The sequence below is a fragment of the Exiguobacterium sp. s83 genome (assembly GCF_018617095.1).
In the GTDB taxonomy this organism is placed as follows: domain Bacteria; phylum Bacillota; class Bacilli; order Exiguobacteriales; family Exiguobacteriaceae; genus Exiguobacterium; species Exiguobacterium profundum.
On sequence record NZ_JACSJP010000001.1, the window covers coordinates 922,612 to 940,431 of the forward strand.

Genomic DNA, 17,820 nt, shown 5'->3' on the forward strand with positions numbered 1-17,820 from the left:
GTTCATCCATTCAATATAAAAATTATATAAATCAGTACTCGTCGTCTAGTTCCCCCTCTTAATGATAACAAGAATCCTGTTCAACAAACAGACTACACTTTAATGTGTTCACGTACGATAATGGTCTCAATACGATATAAATAGGAGGCATTCACATGAAATCTTCTGTTCAGTTGGACCCAGGTCCGTTCTTTCATGGAACGAAAGCAGAACTTGTTGTTGGAGATCTTTTAGAAGTTGGCCATATGTCGAATCATCGCCATGAGCCGCTACGTCACCTTTATTTTACGGCGACTTTGGATGCTGCAAAATGGGGGGCTGAATTAGCAAAAGGAAACGGTCCTGAGCAAATTTATATCGTGGATCCGGTTGGAAATTTTGAAAATGATCCAAATTTAACGGATCAACGATTCACTGGAAATCCTACTCGATCCTATCGGACAATCGAACCGCTCCTCGTAGTAGGCGTTTTAAAATCATGGGAACGTCACTCAGAAGAGATGATTGAAAAGATGCGTTCATCGATTGAGGAATTACGTCTAACCGGAAACGATCACATCATTGATTAAGTTTGAAAAGCGAAAAACTACTTGTCATCCCTATTCGAACATGTTAACTTTTATATTGTTAACGTTAACTGAAAAGGGGTTTACATATGAAAATTCAAGATATGACTCAAATCGCCTTCGGCGCGGCACTCATCGCAAGTATTGGTTTCATCGAAATACCGATTGGACCCGTTCCAATCACCCTTCAAACACTCGCCATCATGACCATCGCCGGTGTATTCGGTGCAAGGAAAGGATTTTTGGCAGTTATCGTGTATCTCTTGCTCGGCTTGATTGGACTTCCAGTACTGAGTGGTCAAGGAGGTCTCGCACCGTTTGTAGGACCAACTGTCGGATATTTAATCGCCTTTCCGATTGCAGCACTCTTCATAGGCTGGTTCAGTGAACGCTATCGCTCCATCCCTGCATTGATTGGCTATAACTTTTTATTCGGTCTAGGGCTCGTCTACTTACTCGGAAGTATGGGACTCGAGATCGTTCTCGGTATGTCGTTCATTGATGCGCTCAAAGTAAATATTCCATTCTTCTTTGGTGACGCTTTGAAAGCAGTACTTGCTGCCATATTAGCCGTGAAAATTTCTCAGAACGTTCAAGTCCGTCGTTCCCTCGCTTCGTAAAGGTTCGAACGTTTCACCCGTTTCCATCTGTGGAATAACTGTAGTATGAAAGGGGGTGTCCCGATGAGCGACTCGACGTTTAAAAAACGCTTACAGAAAGCGACCCACTTTTACCAACGCTCTGACAAAGGGCAGCGTCAAGGAATCGATAAGTCGTCTCATGAGAAACGTGACACAGATGCGTTTGAGCGAAGACTCCGTGAGGCTAAAGCGAAAGTTGGCGAGATTCAAGAAAACATTGACCATATTGCTAGACGTTAAAACCCCGTCCGAAGACGGGGTTTATTTTTTGCGTGGTCGAATGAGAAGGGTGACGATGAACAGAAGCGCTAATGTGACGAGAAGTGCAAGTGATGCCGTATTCCACCCGATCAAATTCAACCCTACACTGATGGCGACCGTGATATAAAATCCACCTAGCGCTTTTTTGACGTGCTGCGAGCTGAAACGTTGTAGCTGTTTCGCCCCAAAGGGCGATCCGATCATGGCACCCGCAATCAGAGCAAGACCGTGCAGATAATTCGTTTCAGCACCTGCCACCGTATAACTGATGACACCGGATAAGACGATGAGAAGCGCTGCCGTAATACTCGTTCCGACCGCACGCTTCATCTCTGTGTTCAACAACTTGACCTGAAGAGGAGTCAAGACGAATCCACCGCTTACTCCCATCAACGAGGAGATGAACCCCGCGAACACACCGATGATCCCAAGGCGTGGTACAGAGTCCGTTCCGACGCTTCCTTCCACATGCTGTTTCGAACGAAAGAAAGAAACCGCAAAATATGTGAGTAATGCGATATAGACGAGTGAGATGATCAGTGTCGCCCCATCGACTCCTTCTAAATAAAAGACAAGCGGTGTGGCAATCCAGGTCCCGACAATCCCGAACAAACCGATCCATAAGGCGTGTGACACGTTCACGTTACGCAAACGGATATGCGAGATCGTTCCTGCCGTCGTTGATCCGAGCGTCAACATCAGGCTAAGGGCAATCGCCGCACTCGCTTCATACCCGAAGACAAGGAGAAGTGGTGTCAGTAAGATTCCACCACCAATTCCAAAGAATCCACTCAAGATTCCGATTAACGTTCCTAAAAGGAGAAACTGTAATACTTGTAAAACGTCCATGTTGTACCCTTCTTTCATTGGTCTCGTCTGCAATCATATCAAAAAGGGGCGTCGAATGCGCCCCTTTGCTTACAATGACCGTTCTAGAAACTCGAATATTTGTTGACGATATTCATTCTGGAATGACTGGTACGATCCGACATGACCTTCGTTATCAGTCACCCATAGTTCGACGCGTTCTTGTGCTTCAGCCAATTTTTTACTTTCAGAAACAGGAATCGCATCATCGTCTTTACTGTGGATCAATAAGATAGGAGCCTCAATCGACTTGATATCCTGAATAGGAGATACGACATCGGCATCGAGACCGGTGAACCAAGGGGTCACAGTCATGATGACGGGCGTGAACGGAACGTTCGGCAAGTCACTCCATACCGGAAGATTTGTCTCGAGATAATTTCGTAAATCACTAAACGGACTGTCGGCGATGACTGCAGCAACTTCGACATCATCAGCTGTAGAGAGTGCTGTCGCCGCTCCCATTGAAATTCCGTACAAGACAACTGGTCCTTCTGAACGACCTTTCGCATATTGGATGGCCGCTTTTAAATCGGATTGTTCTTTAGCGCCGACCGTGACTCGGTCACCCTCTGATATCCCTGAACCGCGAAAATCGAACGTTAAAAATTGGTATCCTTGTTCATGAAATTCTGGAATCAACTCTTTCAACGGTAAATCTTCCTGTTCACGGTTCTTCCCATATCCGTGGGCAAAGACGATGGTCGCACGCGGCGTAGGATGAGGAATCCACCATCCGTATAAGTCATATCCTTCCTCCGATTCGATTGTCACATTCTCGTACTTCAAACCAAGTGATTTCGGGGTGTATGTCAATGTTTCCCGCTCCGGTGACGTCAACTGGTCCCCAATATGAGCCGAGATTCCTCCGATAGCCAAACCGGCAACGAGTAAAATGATGAGTATCGCAATACTCAATAGTTTCATCCAACGATTCATCCGTAACTTCCCCTCGATTCTATTTACTCTATCTCAACCAGCTACGAAGCGCGATGAGCGCATGTTGGACTGGTTCCCATGTGCTAGACGGAATGAGATAACATGTCGCTTCATGGATAGAAAATGTTCGCACATCCTTTTGTTTGACGATGTTCTCGCCGATTGCGCCAAACGGATCGCTGTTCACATCGACATGTTCAAATGTACGCCACTTTCGCTCCCCTCGTTCTATAACGGCACAACCGAATGATTTGGTCGGGCCATCAATTCCGTACTCGGCATAATGCCAGAGTGTCGTCGCATCGAGCGGAGACCCAAGGTGAAGGATTCGTGCGTTTCGCTCAATCATTCGCTCGATAGGTGAACCTGGACCGAACCCGACATCGATGGTATGACCGGACACGATGGCTTCAGCCCCATCGCCCCAGGCGGCAACAGACCACATCGGATGGGAACTACGATATACGTGCGGATAGCTTCGGAACAGTTCCGGCACACGTCCCATGCCACGTGTCGCTGTTTTATCAGCTTCGTACGGAGGCATCTCCGCGCGAATCGTCTGCCACCATTCCACGGGGACAGGTGGCGCTTCCCATTCAGCTGGGTCTGAATTGTCTCCGGTCTGGGTCGCCATCATGATCAACCCAGATGGACCGACCACTTCCTGAATCGCTTCAATGACGGTCTGCGCCCCTCCACATACCCAACCGAGTTTTGAGAGCGACGAATGGACAAACAACGCCTCTCCCGAGCGAACGCCGGCTTCTTTTAACTTTTCGATGAGACTCGACTTCGTCACCATCTTTTTCACAACCATCACTCCACAATCAGCTGGATCGACGACCCGCTTCTAGATTTTTTCACTTCAATCCGTGCATCGACACGGTCTTTCAATTCTTGGACATGACTGATGACGCCGACGAGCCGACCGGTCGCCTGTAAAGACATCAATAATTCAATCGCCTGGTCTAGAGATTCGGCATCGAGCGTACCGAATCCTTCATCGATGAGCATCGTTTCAAGACTGATGCCCCCACTCAGCTGTTGGACCACCTCCGCAAGTCCAAGAGCGAGTGACAACGACGCCTTAAACCCTTCACCGCCAGATAAATTTTGTACACGACGCGATTGTCCGGTATAGGCATCAAAGACGAGAAGCTCAAGACCAGATTTGGCATTCCCTTTCGCCGTCTCGACTTTCCGCTCAAGCCGGAACTGACCGCTCGTCATCTGATCCAAATGAATGTTGGCCGCATGAAGGATCTGATCAAAAAAGGCGGTTTGAACATATGTCTCAAACGTCATTTTCTGTGGGTTGATTCCCTTCCCCGTATCCGCAATCAATTTGATTGTCTCTAATTTCTGCTCTTCTTGCGCCGTCTGTTCGCGAAGGGTATTCCATTCCGAGATGACGTGTCTATGTCGAGACAAGGCATCTTGGGCTGTGATCAGCTGTTTCGACGCCTGCTCACTGCATTCAGCCACTTCCTTCACTTTCATCTCCATCTCATGCAGGTCTGGTCGCTCCTGATTCTTCAGTTTTTCTTCAATCATCTGTTTATGGTGTCGGAGTCGAACACCTTCTTCCTCCTCACGTTGCAACTGTTCACGAATCATTGTCCGTTTGTCGATTTGATTGGCGTATGATTCATAGCGTTCACGCGTCAGATGTGATGCTTCTAGCTGATTGACCCAAATGGTCTGCTGGGCATCATACTGCTTCGATGCTTCAGTCAACTGTTCACGGATCAATGACAGTCGTTCTTCCTCTTTCCAAAGTGCTTTTTTCACCGTCTCAAACTCAAGGTCGTACGCTTCGACTTGTTTCATCAACATCGAGATGCGGTGCTCAAGGTCGGCTCGCTCGCGCTGCAACGCATCGAATGTCGTTTCTTCACTTTGACCGAGTGCGTACAGACTTTGTTGCGTCATTTCAAGTTCGGATACGACACGCTCCCGCTCTTCGAACTGTTGACGTTGCTCTTGCTCTAACTGTCGGATTTCTGCTGACAGTTGGCGAAGTGTCCGTTCGTTCTCTTGATGCATTCGTTCTTCCCGCTGCAATAGCTCTGCACGTGTTCGCCACTTATTGAGTTCTTCTGTGACATCGCCATTGAATTGAATGTCTTTGGAAGCTTGATCTAGTTCTTGTCGGACTGCTTCAAGTTGTTGATGAAGCGAACGATAATCCGCCCGCGCTTCGATTAAGCGTGTGGACAAATCATCAAGACGTGCCACGGCCGCATCCCGCTCCGCGATGTTCGTAACGGTTTCTTCGTGTTGTGGGATATCATGATGACGAGAACCGCATACCGGGCATGGCTCACCGTCTACAAGCGTCTCGCTCAGTTGTTTCGCTAGTATTAATTGTTCTTGCTGTGTAAACGTGGTGACCACTTCTTGTTGGGTCACGTACTGTCGTTGAACGTCTTTGCCCGTTCGTTCACATTCGTCGAGTTGTTTCGATAACTCACGTGCCTTTGTTTCAAGAGAGGCCAGATGCACCAATCGGTCGACGTGACGCTCGGCGTCGACTGCTCGTTCGCTAGGTTCAGACTTTATGCTGTCGACCAATCGCCGTTCTCTTTCTTGAAGTTCTTGTAACCGAGATTCTTTTGAAAACATGGCCAATTCTTTTGCACGATTCATCAATCGGTCACGAAGGGTCACGAGTGTGGCGCGCTCCTTGATTCTTGGCATCATCTCATCGACAATCCTTAGTCGCTCTTTACGAGAGATCACTTCTTCTTTGTCCGTTTCAATCGTTGGTTGTCGCTCCACTAACTTCGATTGGGTGGATTGCAAGTGCTCTAATTTTGTCGAGGAGGTCTGTTGTTCAATCGACAACCGACGCACGAGTTGCTCTAGTTCCTGTAACCGTTCAAAGACTGGACGAATGTTTGCCGCCACCTCTAAATTTGTTAGCAGTTCACGTGTCTCGTTTCGAATCGATTCCCCGTTTAAAAAGATTGCAAGTGCTCGATCGGTCTCTTCTCGTTCCTTGAATAGGGTGATGAGCGCTTTTGCTTTCTCAAGTGCATCTCTTGCCTCTTCAAGTGCTGTCGCATACGTTTGTTTCTGGGCTAAGGCCGTTTCACACGTTGCAATCAGATGTTCTTCACGCTCATCGAGCCAACGTTGAATCTCCTCGATGGACTGGGTCGACACCTCTTCGATTGCTTCATCTTCGAGCTCTAATAACTTGAGTCGTGTCCGCTCGACCGCCCATTCCACTTGTTTTCGATACGCGCTATAGCGTTCACCCCACTTTTCCTGGAACGTACGATATGCCTCAGTTTTGAAAATGGATTGGAGGATTTGTTGTTTTTCATTCGAGTTCGAGTCGAGTAATTGTCTAAATTGGTTTTGAGGGAGCAACAAGATTTGACTGAACTGTTCATACGATAATTGTAAAATCGATTCGATTCGTTCTTGTATCTCGTTCACCTTCGTCGCCAGCGGCTTCCAACCGTCCTCCCATTCATAGAGGATGGCCTCGTGCGGAATTGGCGTCTTATTTTTCGGATGAGGTTGTTGCGGCTGTCTTACGATCCGATAGCGGTCACCTCGAATCGTGAACGAAAAATCTACTTCCGTCTTCAACTCAGGTTGTGCATACTGGCTTCTGAAGTCACTAGCATTTCGAAGCGACCCACTCGCCCGACCATAAAGGGCGAACGTCATCGCATCAAAAATGGTCGTCTTCCCGGCGCCCGTCCGACCGCTTACGACAAACATCGAGCGACCAACCAACTGGGTGAAGTCAATCGTTTCACGTTCTGCATACGGTCCAAAAGCTTGAATCATCAATTCAACCGGTCTCATTAGACATCACCTTCTTCTATCATTTGCTTCACGGCATCTGAGGCAGTGCGATCATGTACGGCCTCAAAAAATTGGAGATATACCTCTTCTACTGACTGTCTTTCGAGCGTCTCGCGTTCAAACGTGGATGTCTGCTCCTGGCGACGTAACAGTTCCAATTCAAGATGAAGAATATTCGGATAGACAGTCCGAAGTTTCGCCATCGGATCATGAAGCGCCGTATCATCGGTCAATACAATTTTAAGGTAGTCATCTGTCTTTTGTTGCTGATAATAAGTTGGGGCAAGGAGTTCGTTCAATGTTCCGGTGAGTTGTCGCATATCCCGCTCTGGTGTCAAGGCACGGCGGCGACGTGTCCATTGACCGTTCCATTCCAGAACATCGACGGATTTTTCATGATTGACCTCGGAAAACGAATATTTCATGAGCGACCCACTATATGCAATTCTTTCTGATTGAATCGCATCACGATTATGTAGATGACCTAATGCCGTATACGAAAAAGGCTCATATAACCCTTTTGCGACCTGTCCTGCAGTGCCAACAGATAGTTGACGTTCTGAATCCGTCTCCAGTCCTCCCGCGACAAAACTGTGACCGATTGTAACCGCATCTTTTTCGATTGTACCGTATGCTTCAATGACTGCCTCCAGTGCATCGTGATGCGTTCGAATCGAGTCGATACCGAGAATATGCCGTACGCGAGCCGGCTCAAGGAATGGAATCGGATAAAATGGGATCCCTGCGACATCGAGGGGACCAGATGTCGGGTCGAGTTTCCCAACGATGTGAAGACCCACTTGTCTCAATAACTTCGAACTATATTCGAGACGTTCTGCCGAATCATGGTTTCCGGCGATGGCAACGACCGGGATTCCACGGTTCAAGACGAGCTCTCGCCACATCTCATCGAGTAAATCGACCGCATCGACGGGAGGGACGGCACGGTCATATAAATCCCCTGCGATGATGACCGCATCGGGTCGCTCTTCATCTACGATTTGTAAAAATGAATGGAACAAAATATTCCGTTGATCTTCTGTCATATGTCGACCGTGGACAATCTTTCCTAGATGCCAATCGGCCGTGTGAATCCATTTCATCACGTATCACCTCTCTTTCCTATTCTAGCATGAGTCCTTCGAATGATTCGACGTCTTGACACCCGTTTTTGAAACAGCGAAAGTAAGAGGAGAGGAGGACTTCCAACATGAAACCATCAACATGGCAAACTTTTTTTCAATTATTCAAAATCGCGAATCCTCCGAAAAGGCTATTTGTCGGAGCCATTCTCATCTCTCTCCTTCAAGCCGTCGCCTCACTGGCCATTCCGCTCATCTTGCAACGTGTGGTCGACCGGTGGAGCAGCGACTTATTGACACCAGAATGGATCATCTATTTCGTCATCGCATTTTTGATTCAAGTCATCACGAGTGCCGTTTCGATTTATTGGTTACATATCGTCGGGCAACGGGTCGTTGCCAATTTACGCACGACCTTGTGGGACCATCTCGTCAAACTGCCGATTCCATTCTATGACGGCATCAAGTCGGGGGAACTGGTGTCTCGGTTGAACAATGATACGACGACGCTTCAACAGTTGTTATCCGAACAAAGTGTCAGGTTGTTGACCTCCCTCGTCTCGGTCATCGGCGCCGTCGCCATCTTGTTCACACTCGATTGGCAAATGACACTCGTCATCTTGTTCTCTGTTCCGACCACACTCATCATTGTCATACCGCTCGGACGGAAGCTTCGGATTATCGCAAAAGAGACACAACAAGAACTCGGAAATCTTTCCGGCTTCTTCGCAGAACTGCTCGGTGAAATCCGCCTCGTCAAATCACAAGCGACGGAACAGATGGAAGTGAAAACCGGCAAAGCAAAAATCGAGACACTGTTCGATTACGGGGTGAAGGAAGGACGAATTCAAGCAATCCTTATTCCCCTTCTCAATGTGACCTTGACCGGGATGTTGATTGCCATCCTCGGGTTCGGCGCATATCGCGTCTCGACCGGAGCTTTATCAACGGGCGAACTACTCGCCTTCATGCTCTATCTCTTCCAAATCATCACGCCCCTCATCACGATGAGTGAATTCTTGACGAGACTTCAAAAGGCGCGTGGAGCTACGGAACGGATTGCTGAATTGCTCGAAGTCAGTCCCGAACCATACAGCACACATGAAGAAACGATTCATCAGACAGCACTCTCATTCGAAGACGTTGCTTTCCATTATGGCACTGAACCCGTCATCCAAGGATTGACACTTCAAGTGTCACCGGGGGCGACAACCGCCATCGTCGGACGGAGTGGTGCCGGGAAAACGACACTTTTCTCACTTGTCGAACAGTTCTATTTACCGACGGCAGGAACGATTCGATATGGAAATCGAGAGATTCAAACATACGGGCGTGACACTTGGCGTCAAGTCATCGGATATGTCGCTCAAGATTCCCCCGTCCTCTCAGGATCTGTACGGACAAACATTGTGTACGGACTTCGACATGAAGCGAGCGATGATGAAATCAAAGAGGCCTGTGAAATGGCCAACGCATGGTCGTTCATTGAAACGATGCCAGAACAGCTCGATACGGAGATTGGTGAGCGAGGCATCCGTTTGTCTGGCGGGCAGCGGCAACGACTTGCTATCGCGCGTGCGTTGTTACGAAATCCACAGATTCTATTGCTCGACGAGGCAACATCAAGTCTAGATTCCGAATCAGAACGTGTGGTCCAAGAAGCGTTAGACCGCCTGATGGTCGGACGAACGACGCTTGTGATTGCCCACCGGCTCTCGACTGTCAGACATGCCGACCAGATTGTCGTCTTAGAAGACGGACAAATCAGCGGAATCGGGAAACACGAGCAACTTTTAACAGAGAACGCACTATATCAGCGACTCGTTTCACAACAATTATTAGGGGGACAAGCGACATGAAAACAATCGGATTTATCGGGCTCGGGGTCATGGGCCAATCGATGGTACGTAATTTGATGAAACACGGATTTGAAGTGCAAGCATACACACGGACGAAAGAGAAGGCAGCTGCATTGTTAGAGGAAGGTGTGACATGGTGTGATTCGGTACAGGACGTTTGCCGAGATGCCGATGCCGTCATCACCATCGTCGGCTATCCGTCCGATGTCGAATCCATCTATTTTGGCGAAGGGAACATTCTTGATTCGGCAGAACCAGGTACATTATTGATTGACATGACGACGTCCTCACCGAAACTGGCTGAACGAATTGCCGAGACTGCCATTGAGCGGAGTCTCCTCCCACTTGACGCACCAGTAACAGGTGGCGATGTCGGAGCCAAAAATGGAACGCTGTCGATTTTAGTCGGTGGGGGTGAATTCGCATTCAATAAAGCGAAGCCTTTATTTGAAGCGATGGGACAATCGATTGAACGAATGGGGTACGCAGGGAGCGGTCAATATGCGAAACTTGCCAATCAAATCGCCATTGCCGGCATCATGATGGGGAATGCCGAAATGCTAGCGTTCAGTAAACGAGCTGGAATTGACCCAGAGGCGCTCGTTCGTACGATTCGTGGCGGGGCAGCCGGTAGCTGGACACTTGAAAACTTGGTTCCACGCATGATTGTGGAAGATTATGCCCCTGGCTTCTTCATCAAACACTTTATCAAAGACATGACCCTTGCCATCGAGAGTGCACACGAGCTACAAGTGACATTACCAGGTCTTGAGCTCGCACATCGCCTGTATTCGATTCTGGAAGAGAACGGGTACGGAGAAAATGGCACACAAGCACTGATCGAGTATTATCTCCATCAAGACGTTTGAAACCGGACGTTTGTGGAATTAGTAGGAATGAAGGAGGCGATTTTCGTGCCATGGAATATGAAAGACTATCCAGAATCACTGAAAAACTTCGATCCACTTGTAAAAAAGAAAGCCATTGATATCGCGAACGCATTACTCGCGCAAGGCTACTCTGAGACGAAAGCGATTCCCATTGCCACCGAGCAAGCGAAAAAATGGCATGCGGATGCGTCGGAAGAGGAAAAACAAGATTTTGAAGACGCCTCAAACCCTAAAAAGTCAGATCAGCATGGAACATAAAACAACCGGTCGGATTATCCGACCGGTTGTTTTGCTTGATAGGAGGCATTTAGCTCCAAATAGAGTCCAGAAATCGCCGTTTGAAGATACGGTGTGACAAAGATATAAGCCAGCCCTCCAGTAAGAAGGACGAGCGCATACCATCCGATAAAACTCGCAAAGAGCTTCAACATCGTCCGTTTGTGACCCTTCATCATCTGTCGGCTCTTTCTCATTGCCTGGAACGCTGATAGGTCAGGATTATCTCGCATAATGAACGGTACAATCCGATACGTCAAATAGAACCAGACACCAGGTACGATCAAGAAGAGCATCAACACGTTTAGACCTAAATAGAATACCGCATAATAGACCACGGCACGTGAATAGTCTTTAAGTGACCCGAACGATTCAATCAACAATCCGAACGTTGGCTTTTCATCTTTCGCCACCTGGAGAAACACCCAATTTTTCCCGAGCTCGATAGGTGCGAGAAGAACCGTCGCCCCGTAAAGAAGCGCCACCGATGTCAAAAGGACTTCGGGGTCGTTCGCCGAGAGATCAAGTCGGGTCGTGATCATCGCTTGAATGACCATGACAGTTAAGACAACGAGTAATGATATGCCCCACTTTCCTGATAGCATTCGTAGCGCATATTGTTTGTAAACGGAAGATTGCATGAATTCACCTACATTTATTGTTTTCTCTCATTATAGCAAAAAAACAGTCTTCCGACTGTTTTCCGCCTTGGCTCATCCAAGAAGTTGTTTGAACTTTCCTTCATCGAGCTGTCCATTCGTTCGTACGCCATTTCCTATGTGTACCATCGCTACGTCAAGACGTTCTCGAAGAATCGGTAACGTTTCCACCGTGATCCCTGCACCAGGCAAAATTGTGATCTCGGCCTGTTCCTTCAAGGCTATCAAGGTTTCGATTCCTTCTAGTGCAGTTTTGGCACCGCCTGAAGTAAGGAGAATATCTACTTCCGGATATTCATTCAACACGTCCATCGCTTCAAAGACATCACGTGATGCATCGAAGGCACGGTGGAACGTGAGCGTCATTTCCCCTTTGTGCTTGATGACTTCCCCTAAGATCCGCTCGTCAATCGCTCCATCCTGTGTCAAGGCACCGAATACGATTCCATCGACACCGAGCTCACGGCATAGACCGATATCCGCAAGCATAGTCTCGACATCATCCTCATTGAAATGGAACGAATGTGTATGGGGCCTTATCATCACATGCACCGGAATCGACACATGTTCGACCACATTTCGAATCGTTCCAAAACTTGGTGTGATGCCCCCGTTTTCCATATCCGCAATCAGTTCGAGTCGTTTTGCACCGAGTTGCTCAGCCTGAATAGCTTCCGTTAGTGTAGTGACAATCACTTCTACATTCATTCAATCGCTCCCTTTACGGTGCGAACTTCCAGTCCACACCATGTTCGGCTAAGACGCCTTTGAAATCTTGAGGCTCCGGAAAATCAGAGATAATCGCCGTCACCTTCGAAAAATCACAGACGCGATACCGTTTTTGTTGATTTAGTTGGGTATGGTCCGTTAGTAAGAACGTCTCGCGACTTTGTGACATCACCGACTGGGTAATACTGGCGAGGCCGAAAGCGTCACATGTTAAACCTAGTGATGCGTCGACCCCTTCGACGGACAAAATGGCAAGGTCGAACATGTATGTCTGTAGTTGCGTCAGGACCTGCTCACCTGTCGTCACGAGATGTTTCGGGTCGATTGTACCACCTAATAGCTGAATTTCGCCACCAAGCACACCTTTCGCCCGCTGTTCAAACAACGCCTTCGCCACCGTCAACGATGGCGTCACGACCGTCACATTGCGACCACGCAACCGGGATGCCACTTGCTCTGCCGCAACCCCGTGTCCTATATATAATAATGTATCATCTGGAATCAACTGAAATGCGGTATAGGCGATCCGACGAATTCCATCCATGTTCGCAATCACGATGGGCTGAAAGGACATGCTCTGATGAAGGACCGCTCCCCCGTATACACGTTTGATTCGATGCTCTTTTTCTAGCTCTTCTAAATAACGGCGAATCGACTCCCCAGATACGTTCAAGCGCTCGATCAACTCACTCGTCTTTACTTTGCCTTCTCGTTCGATCCATTCTACAATTTTCTGTTTACGCTCTTCACCGATTAAAGACACGTCCCTGCCTCCTCCACAATAATCTTTCCTTTTCTAGTGTAACGAACGCATGTAAATTTAACGTAAATTGAAAGTAAAGAACGAGCAAATCCAACATGTTTTTGTTTCTTTTTTGTGTAAATCAACGACAATACACAAAAAAGGCACGCCCTAAACGGACGTACCTGCATGCGTCATGATTTCGGCTTGTGTTGAAACAGTGGAACTTTTGGTTCTTTTCCAGCACGAATACGTTGCCAGTTGGTACGATGCTTAATAATAATGAACAATGCGAGTGGCACGATGACGATCAGCGGTAACCAATCTTTCGTCACGATGCTATAAGTCGTTGCTGTCACCAGTCCCACCACGGCGGCAGCCATCGAGGAGAGGGATACCATGCGCGAGGTGAGGAGCGTCACGATAAATGTACCGACGACGACAAAGAAGAACCAAGGGAAGGCTGCCAACAAAACTCCACCGCTCGTCGCAACCGATTTTCCACCTTTGAATTTCGCAAAGACTGGATAAGAGTGTCCAATCACTGCCGGGATTCCGGCAAGAAGCAGGCTCATCTCGCTTCCGAATAGTAGAGGCAGCAATGCAGCGACAAGACCTTTCCCCATGTCACCGAGCAAAACGAGGATTCCTGCCTTCTTACCTAATACGCGAAACGTGTTCGTCGTTCCTAGATTGCCGCTCCCATGTTCTCGAACGTCTACGCGATAGCCGAGCTTGCCGATGATGAGGGCAAACGGAATGGCACCAAGTAGATAACTAAAAATAATAATCATGATTTCTGTCACATATGGCATCGCAATTCCCCTTATTTCATAAATTCCGCAATATAGCGATCATATGGCTGATTCAATGCATGTACCTGTTTCGCATGCTCCATACCGATATAACGTAAATGCCATGGTTCGTACATATACCCGGTCTCATCCTCAAACTCTTTTTGGTAACGGATGATAAAACCATACTCGTGAGCATGATCGGCTAGCCATTTTCCTTCAACCGTTTCACCGAGACTTTGAGTCAGTTGATAGTTGACTGAGGCGCTCGATACGTCAATCGCAAGTCCTGTTTGATGTTCAGAATGACCTGGTGGTGCGGAATATTTCATGGCTTGCTCTTTGCCATCTCGTTCGACATAAGCATTGAAGAGATTGACTTGATAGGCGTATGAACGAAACGCACTCGTCCCTTTCAAATCAATTCCTGCTACTTTTGCACCTTTCATTAGACCTTCAATCGCCTGAGCAGCTTCTTTACGTAACATTCGACGTTCACCGACTGTCGAGTCGACAAAATCAATGTTCGCCTCTACCAAATCACTCGGCTGATAGTCGGCAGGCAATGCAATTTGCTTGTTTACAAGAATCAATTCATCTAATTCCAAATTGGCCACACCATCCGTTTCAATCGGTTGACTAGGTGCCACAGGTTCTTCCTCTACTGGTTCGGTCGGCTGTTCAGACTCGTCCGACGTCTCCTCCTCAGAAGGTGACTCGGTGACTGTCTCATCTTCACGATCCGAAGTCGGTTCATTTGGTTCTGTCTCTTGTTCATCTACTGTTGATGACTGTGTTGTTGGTTCTTTCGGTTCAACTTGCTCGTTTGTCGTACAACCGGCTAACATGAACGTCAAGGCGCCGCAAACCATCAAAATCGATGGATAACGCATGCGATCTTCCCCTTTCTAGATAACAAAAAGTACCGTCAAGATATGATACCACACTGACGGTACGAAGACAGAAGATTCTTAAACAGGGTTCATGACGTTCAAATACATTTCATGCCATTTCGGGAACTCTCGATCAAGTCGAATCGGTTTGAAGTCGCCTCGTTTGACGACGACATGCGTTGTAGTCGCTGTACCAACAAGTTCTCCATGTTGATTCGTCAACTCATAGCCATAAATCGTTCTGATTTTTGAATATTGATCGACCCATACACGAACATGAACCGTATCACCATACGTCACGCTACGCTTATAGTCCATGGATACATTTGTCACAGGAGAGACAAATCCCGCTTCTTCCATATCTTTATACTCGACACCTAGTTGTCGTAACAATTCCGTGCGCGCAATCTCTAAATAAACTAAATAGTTGGCATGATAGACGATGCCCATCATGTCCGTCTCTTGATACCTTACTGGGATTTGAACCGTGTGCATTGAATCATCCTTCTTTCCTAAGAAAAGTATATTATAACTTACTCTTAATATCTACTACTAATAATTGTTGGAGTGACACATTCTCATCCTCCGTCGACACTAAACGATAGGACTGACGAGCAATCGATTCATCGATAACAGATAGAGCGGTGCGCGCGTTCGCATGTTTGATGTCACCTAAACGAGTAGCCAATGCCTCAAGCGCATCCTCTTCCATCACATATCCGAACTGACTTGCGTAGTTTTTCGCGATGTCTACTAACTGTTCTTGCGTATAGTCAGCAAAATGAATCGTCCGTTTCATTCGGCTACTAAGACCAGGGTTGGATTCAATTAATCGGCGCATCGGACCTTCGTAACCGGCAAGGACGACCACAAGATTCTCGCCATGTTTCGGCATTTCATCAACGAGTGTATCGATTGCCTCCCGGCCATAGTCGTTCGCCCCGCCGTTCAAACTATAGGCCTCGTCAATTAGCAAGACGCCGCCAAGGGCGTCACGGATCGCCGCTTTCGTTTTTTGAGCTGTCTGTCCCACATAGCCACTAACTAAATCTGCACGACTGACGACATTGACATGGCCTCGCTTCAAATAACCTGTCCGTTTCAACATCTGTGCATATAAATAGGCAAATGTCGTTTTTCCGGTACCGCTGTTTCCGGTTAGTGTCACATGGAGCTGGACCGGCGCCGTCTTCAAACCGAGCGCCTTCCGCTTCTTTTGAATCTGGACGAGTGCTTCGATTTCAGCCAGTTGTGCTTTCGCTTCTTCCATGCCGACCAGGTCATCTAACGATGTCGGACTCGAGTCATCTTCTGGCTGATCAAAGTCTTCTTCAGTCAAGAGCGCCATCTCGTCTAACGGAGCGTCTGCACCGAAGCGGGAACCCTTCTTAAACATCGCATCAAGTAAAATGTTATGGACAGTCCGAGCATTTCCGAACGTCGAATCGACTCGTTCTCTGTCGATTCGAGCAAGAAGTGATCGCTTTGCCTCTTCCGTCAGCACGTAATTATTCTCTTGTGCCACTTTCTCACCGATGGCGACCAATTCTTCGTCACGGTAGTTCGGTAACTCATAGTGATTCGACTCAGGGAATCGTGATCGTAAACCAGGGTTAGCTAAGAGGAAATGGCGCATTTCTTCTGGATAACCAGCTAGAATGACGACGAACTTGCCTGCATATTCGCCACTCGTCATTGCGGCGACAAGCGTATCGATGGCCGCTTGTCCGTAATCACTACCACTCGCATCTTGACGCTTCAATGCATATGCCTCATCGATGAATAAGACACCACCTTCCGCCTCTTTCACCTTATTCATTACCTGTTCTTCCGTTTGTCCAACATAGGCACCGACAAGACTCGAACGATCTGCCTCGACAAGGTCTGGGCGTCCTAATAAGCCGAGTTCAAAGTAAATCTCAGCCATGAGTCTCGCTAATGTCGTCTTGCCGGTTCCTGGATTCCCTGTGAAGACGAGATGAAGGGATGGTTGATGTTTTGAAGAAAAGCCGGCTTTCTCTCGTTCTTTTTGGAAAAGGAGAAAGCGATACCACGCTTTTACACGTGCTTTGATGTCATCGAGCCCAATCATGTCTTCAAGTGACTCAATCGCGCTCGAGCGTGTCTCGCTCGGACGGTCTGGTAGTAGCTCACAAATCGTGTGTAGTCGTTCTTTCACAAGGGAAACGCGCTCCCCGAAACGATGAAACGCTTCACGACTAAAATAGTTCCCCTGCATGGATGCGAGCAAGGAGGCAGTATCATCTTCAAGAGATGCGACTTCTTGCATCGCTTCGATGATCGCTTCAAACAGGTTCTCCAGCTGTCCGCGCCATTCAGAATCACGCAAATCAGACTTCGCAGCCTCCACCTCATCATGGAGTTGGTCAAGTTGATCGAGTAACGCTGACGTTTTTGACTCGTACTCTGTTAAGATTTGAACCTTCATTGAGGCGTAATCGGCCTCTCGTAAGGTGGGCCAGTCAATTTGAAGCGCCTGTTTCGAACGACGCAACTGCTCATTCAGTTGAAACAGACGAAGCTCTGGAGGAAGTGCGTTCATCGCCTCCAACTCTTTTACCCAGCGGTTGAGTAACGGGTCCATCGTTTCCTTTTGTTTGAGCCGATGTGTTGCGAGCAGCCGCAAGGAACGAATTAATTCTTCTTGGTGCTGAGTCGCACGAGACCAATGTGCGTAAGATAACAATGCCGCCTCGTTTACTTTTTCTCCAGCTTCCCAGTTCGTCAAGTCCGTTTGAACTTGTTCCACTTGAATTTGTTTCATCTTGTTCTCCCT

Annotated in this window: 18 protein-coding genes; 6 read left to right on the top strand and 12 right to left on the bottom strand. The window is 47.8% G+C overall.

Features of this window, described 5'->3' with window-relative positions; genetic code table 11:
- Window positions 1-155 precede the first annotated feature (155 nt).
- The 3 genes from arr to KNO73_RS04785 all read left to right on the top strand — a co-directional run bounded on the left by arr (window position 156) and on the right by KNO73_RS04785 (window position 1,447).
- Entirely contained in the window at window positions 156-569 is a 414-nt protein-coding gene (arr, locus tag KNO73_RS04775; protein WP_251024852.1) for an NAD(+)--rifampin ADP-ribosyltransferase, read from the top strand.
- A gap of 86 nt (window positions 570-655) precedes the next feature.
- Entirely contained in the window at window positions 656-1,186 is a 531-nt protein-coding gene (locus tag KNO73_RS04780; RefSeq protein WP_159562384.1) for a biotin transporter BioY, read from the top strand.
- Between the two features lie 63 nt (window positions 1,187-1,249).
- The gene (locus KNO73_RS04785; protein ID WP_012726425.1) at window positions 1,250-1,447 is read left to right on the top strand and encodes a hypothetical protein; all 198 of its coding nucleotides are present in this window, start codon (window positions 1,250-1,252) and stop codon (window positions 1,445-1,447) included.
- Between the two features lie 21 nt (window positions 1,448-1,468).
- On the opposite strand, the gene KNO73_RS04790 is transcribed toward KNO73_RS04785, so the two are convergent.
- The 5 genes from KNO73_RS04790 to KNO73_RS04810 form a co-directional block, all read right to left on the bottom strand.
- Entirely contained in the window at window positions 1,469-2,317 is an 849-nt protein-coding gene (locus tag KNO73_RS04790; protein ID WP_078147006.1) for a sulfite exporter TauE/SafE family protein, read from the bottom strand.
- A 69-nt stretch (window positions 2,318-2,386) separates the two neighbouring features.
- Window positions 2,387-3,274, bottom strand: coding sequence for an alpha/beta hydrolase (locus KNO73_RS04795; RefSeq protein WP_214757340.1), 888 nt, complete (start codon window positions 3,272-3,274; stop codon window positions 2,387-2,389).
- A 28-nt stretch (window positions 3,275-3,302) separates the two neighbouring features.
- Window positions 3,303-4,091 (bottom strand): AAC(3) family N-acetyltransferase, encoded by a 789-nt coding sequence (locus KNO73_RS04800; protein WP_047795253.1) that lies wholly within the window; start codon window positions 4,089-4,091, stop codon window positions 3,303-3,305.
- Window positions 4,091-7,099, bottom strand: a complete 3,009-nt coding sequence (locus KNO73_RS04805) for an AAA family ATPase (protein WP_078147008.1) — start codon at window positions 7,097-7,099, stop codon at window positions 4,091-4,093. Before KNO73_RS04805 ends, KNO73_RS04800 begins: the two co-directional genes overlap by 1 nt.
- The gene (locus tag KNO73_RS04810) at window positions 7,099-8,202 is read right to left on the bottom strand and encodes an exonuclease SbcCD subunit D (protein WP_078147009.1); all 1,104 of its coding nucleotides are present in this window, start codon (window positions 8,200-8,202) and stop codon (window positions 7,099-7,101) included. Before KNO73_RS04810 ends, KNO73_RS04805 begins: the two co-directional genes overlap by 1 nt.
- Window positions 8,203-8,309: 107 nt before the next feature.
- Here KNO73_RS04810 and KNO73_RS04815 point away from each other — a divergent pair, with 107 nt between their 5' ends.
- From KNO73_RS04815 to KNO73_RS04825, 3 genes are read left to right on the top strand one after another with little or no spacing between them, the layout of a single operon-like run.
- On the top strand, window positions 8,310-10,040 hold the full coding sequence (locus KNO73_RS04815; protein WP_078147010.1) for an ABC transporter ATP-binding protein: 1,731 nt from the start codon (window positions 8,310-8,312) through the stop codon (window positions 10,038-10,040).
- Window positions 10,037-10,909, top strand: coding sequence for an NAD(P)-dependent oxidoreductase (locus tag KNO73_RS04820; RefSeq protein ID WP_047795249.1), 873 nt, complete (start codon window positions 10,037-10,039; stop codon window positions 10,907-10,909). The genes KNO73_RS04815 and KNO73_RS04820 overlap by 4 nt, the downstream gene beginning before the upstream one ends.
- 45 nt (window positions 10,910-10,954) lie before the next feature.
- The gene (locus KNO73_RS04825) at window positions 10,955-11,188 is read left to right on the top strand and encodes a DUF2188 domain-containing protein (protein ID WP_215112157.1); all 234 of its coding nucleotides are present in this window, start codon (window positions 10,955-10,957) and stop codon (window positions 11,186-11,188) included.
- 14 nt (window positions 11,189-11,202) lie between these two features.
- Here KNO73_RS04825 and KNO73_RS04830 read toward each other — a convergent pair whose 3' ends face one another.
- The 7 genes from KNO73_RS04830 to KNO73_RS04860 all read right to left on the bottom strand — a co-directional run bounded on the left by KNO73_RS04830 (window position 11,203) and on the right by KNO73_RS04860 (window position 17,808).
- Window positions 11,203-11,847, bottom strand: a complete 645-nt coding sequence (locus KNO73_RS04830) for a DUF975 family protein (protein WP_078147013.1) — start codon at window positions 11,845-11,847, stop codon at window positions 11,203-11,205.
- 72 nt (window positions 11,848-11,919) lie between these two features.
- On the bottom strand, window positions 11,920-12,573 hold the full coding sequence (locus tag KNO73_RS04835) for a copper homeostasis protein CutC (RefSeq protein ID WP_078147014.1): 654 nt from the start codon (window positions 12,571-12,573) through the stop codon (window positions 11,920-11,922).
- 13 nt (window positions 12,574-12,586) lie between these two features.
- Window positions 12,587-13,357: a DeoR/GlpR family DNA-binding transcription regulator gene (locus KNO73_RS04840; RefSeq protein WP_078147015.1), complete on the bottom strand. Its 771-nt coding sequence runs from the start codon at window positions 13,355-13,357 to the stop codon at window positions 12,587-12,589.
- Window positions 13,358-13,530: 173 nt separating this feature from the next.
- Window positions 13,531-14,151, bottom strand: coding sequence for a glycerol-3-phosphate 1-O-acyltransferase PlsY (plsY, locus tag KNO73_RS04845; RefSeq protein WP_078147016.1), 621 nt, complete (start codon window positions 14,149-14,151; stop codon window positions 13,531-13,533).
- A gap of 11 nt (window positions 14,152-14,162) precedes the next feature.
- Entirely contained in the window at window positions 14,163-15,023 is an 861-nt protein-coding gene (locus KNO73_RS04850) for a M15 family metallopeptidase (RefSeq protein ID WP_215112158.1), read from the bottom strand.
- 78 nt (window positions 15,024-15,101) lie between these two features.
- A complete protein-coding gene (locus KNO73_RS04855) occupies window positions 15,102-15,518 on the bottom strand; it encodes an acyl-CoA thioesterase (RefSeq protein WP_012726439.1) in 417 nt (138 codons plus the stop codon).
- Between the two features lie 31 nt (window positions 15,519-15,549).
- Window positions 15,550-17,808: an AAA family ATPase gene (locus KNO73_RS04860; protein WP_214684118.1), complete on the bottom strand. Its 2,259-nt coding sequence runs from the start codon at window positions 17,806-17,808 to the stop codon at window positions 15,550-15,552.
- Between the last annotated feature and the right edge of the window lie 12 nt (window positions 17,809-17,820).

What these genes read in the sequence shown, in the direction of transcription:
- KNO73_RS04830 (WP_078147013.1), bottom strand. Translation starts at nt 11,847, where the DNA reads ATGCAATCTTCCGTTTACAAACAATATGCGCTACGAATGCTATCAGGA.
- KNO73_RS04790 (WP_078147006.1), bottom strand. Translation starts at nt 2,317, where the DNA reads ATGGACGTTTTACAAGTATTACAGTTTCTCCTTTTAGGAACGTTAATC.
- KNO73_RS04800 (WP_047795253.1), bottom strand. Translation starts at nt 4,091, where the DNA reads ATGGTTGTGAAAAAGATGGTGACGAAGTCGAGTCTCATCGAAAAGTTA.
- KNO73_RS04795 (WP_214757340.1), bottom strand. Translation starts at nt 3,274, where the DNA reads ATGAATCGTTGGATGAAACTATTGAGTATTGCGATACTCATCATTTTA.
- KNO73_RS04860 (WP_214684118.1), bottom strand. Translation starts at nt 17,808, where the DNA reads ATGAAACAAATTCAAGTGGAACAAGTTCAAACGGACTTGACGAACTGG.
- KNO73_RS04785 (WP_012726425.1), top strand. Translation starts at nt 1,250, where the DNA reads ATGAGCGACTCGACGTTTAAAAAACGCTTACAGAAAGCGACCCACTTT.
- KNO73_RS04815 (WP_078147010.1), top strand. Translation starts at nt 8,310, where the DNA reads ATGAAACCATCAACATGGCAAACTTTTTTTCAATTATTCAAAATCGCG.
- KNO73_RS04805 (WP_078147008.1), bottom strand. Translation starts at nt 7,099, where the DNA reads ATGAGACCGGTTGAATTGATGATTCAAGCTTTTGGACCGTATGCAGAA.
- KNO73_RS04855 (WP_012726439.1), bottom strand. Translation starts at nt 15,518, where the DNA reads ATGCACACGGTTCAAATCCCAGTAAGGTATCAAGAGACGGACATGATG.
- KNO73_RS04780 (WP_159562384.1), top strand. Translation starts at nt 656, where the DNA reads ATGAAAATTCAAGATATGACTCAAATCGCCTTCGGCGCGGCACTCATC.
- arr (WP_251024852.1), top strand. Translation starts at nt 156, where the DNA reads ATGAAATCTTCTGTTCAGTTGGACCCAGGTCCGTTCTTTCATGGAACG.
- plsY (WP_078147016.1), bottom strand. Translation starts at nt 14,151, where the DNA reads ATGCCATATGTGACAGAAATCATGATTATTATTTTTAGTTATCTACTT.
- KNO73_RS04850 (WP_215112158.1), bottom strand. Translation starts at nt 15,023, where the DNA reads ATGCGTTATCCATCGATTTTGATGGTTTGCGGCGCCTTGACGTTCATG.
- KNO73_RS04810 (WP_078147009.1), bottom strand. Translation starts at nt 8,202, where the DNA reads ATGAAATGGATTCACACGGCCGATTGGCATCTAGGAAAGATTGTCCAC.
- KNO73_RS04835 (WP_078147014.1), bottom strand. Translation starts at nt 12,573, where the DNA reads ATGAATGTAGAAGTGATTGTCACTACACTAACGGAAGCTATTCAGGCT.
- KNO73_RS04820 (WP_047795249.1), top strand. Translation starts at nt 10,037, where the DNA reads ATGAAAACAATCGGATTTATCGGGCTCGGGGTCATGGGCCAATCGATG.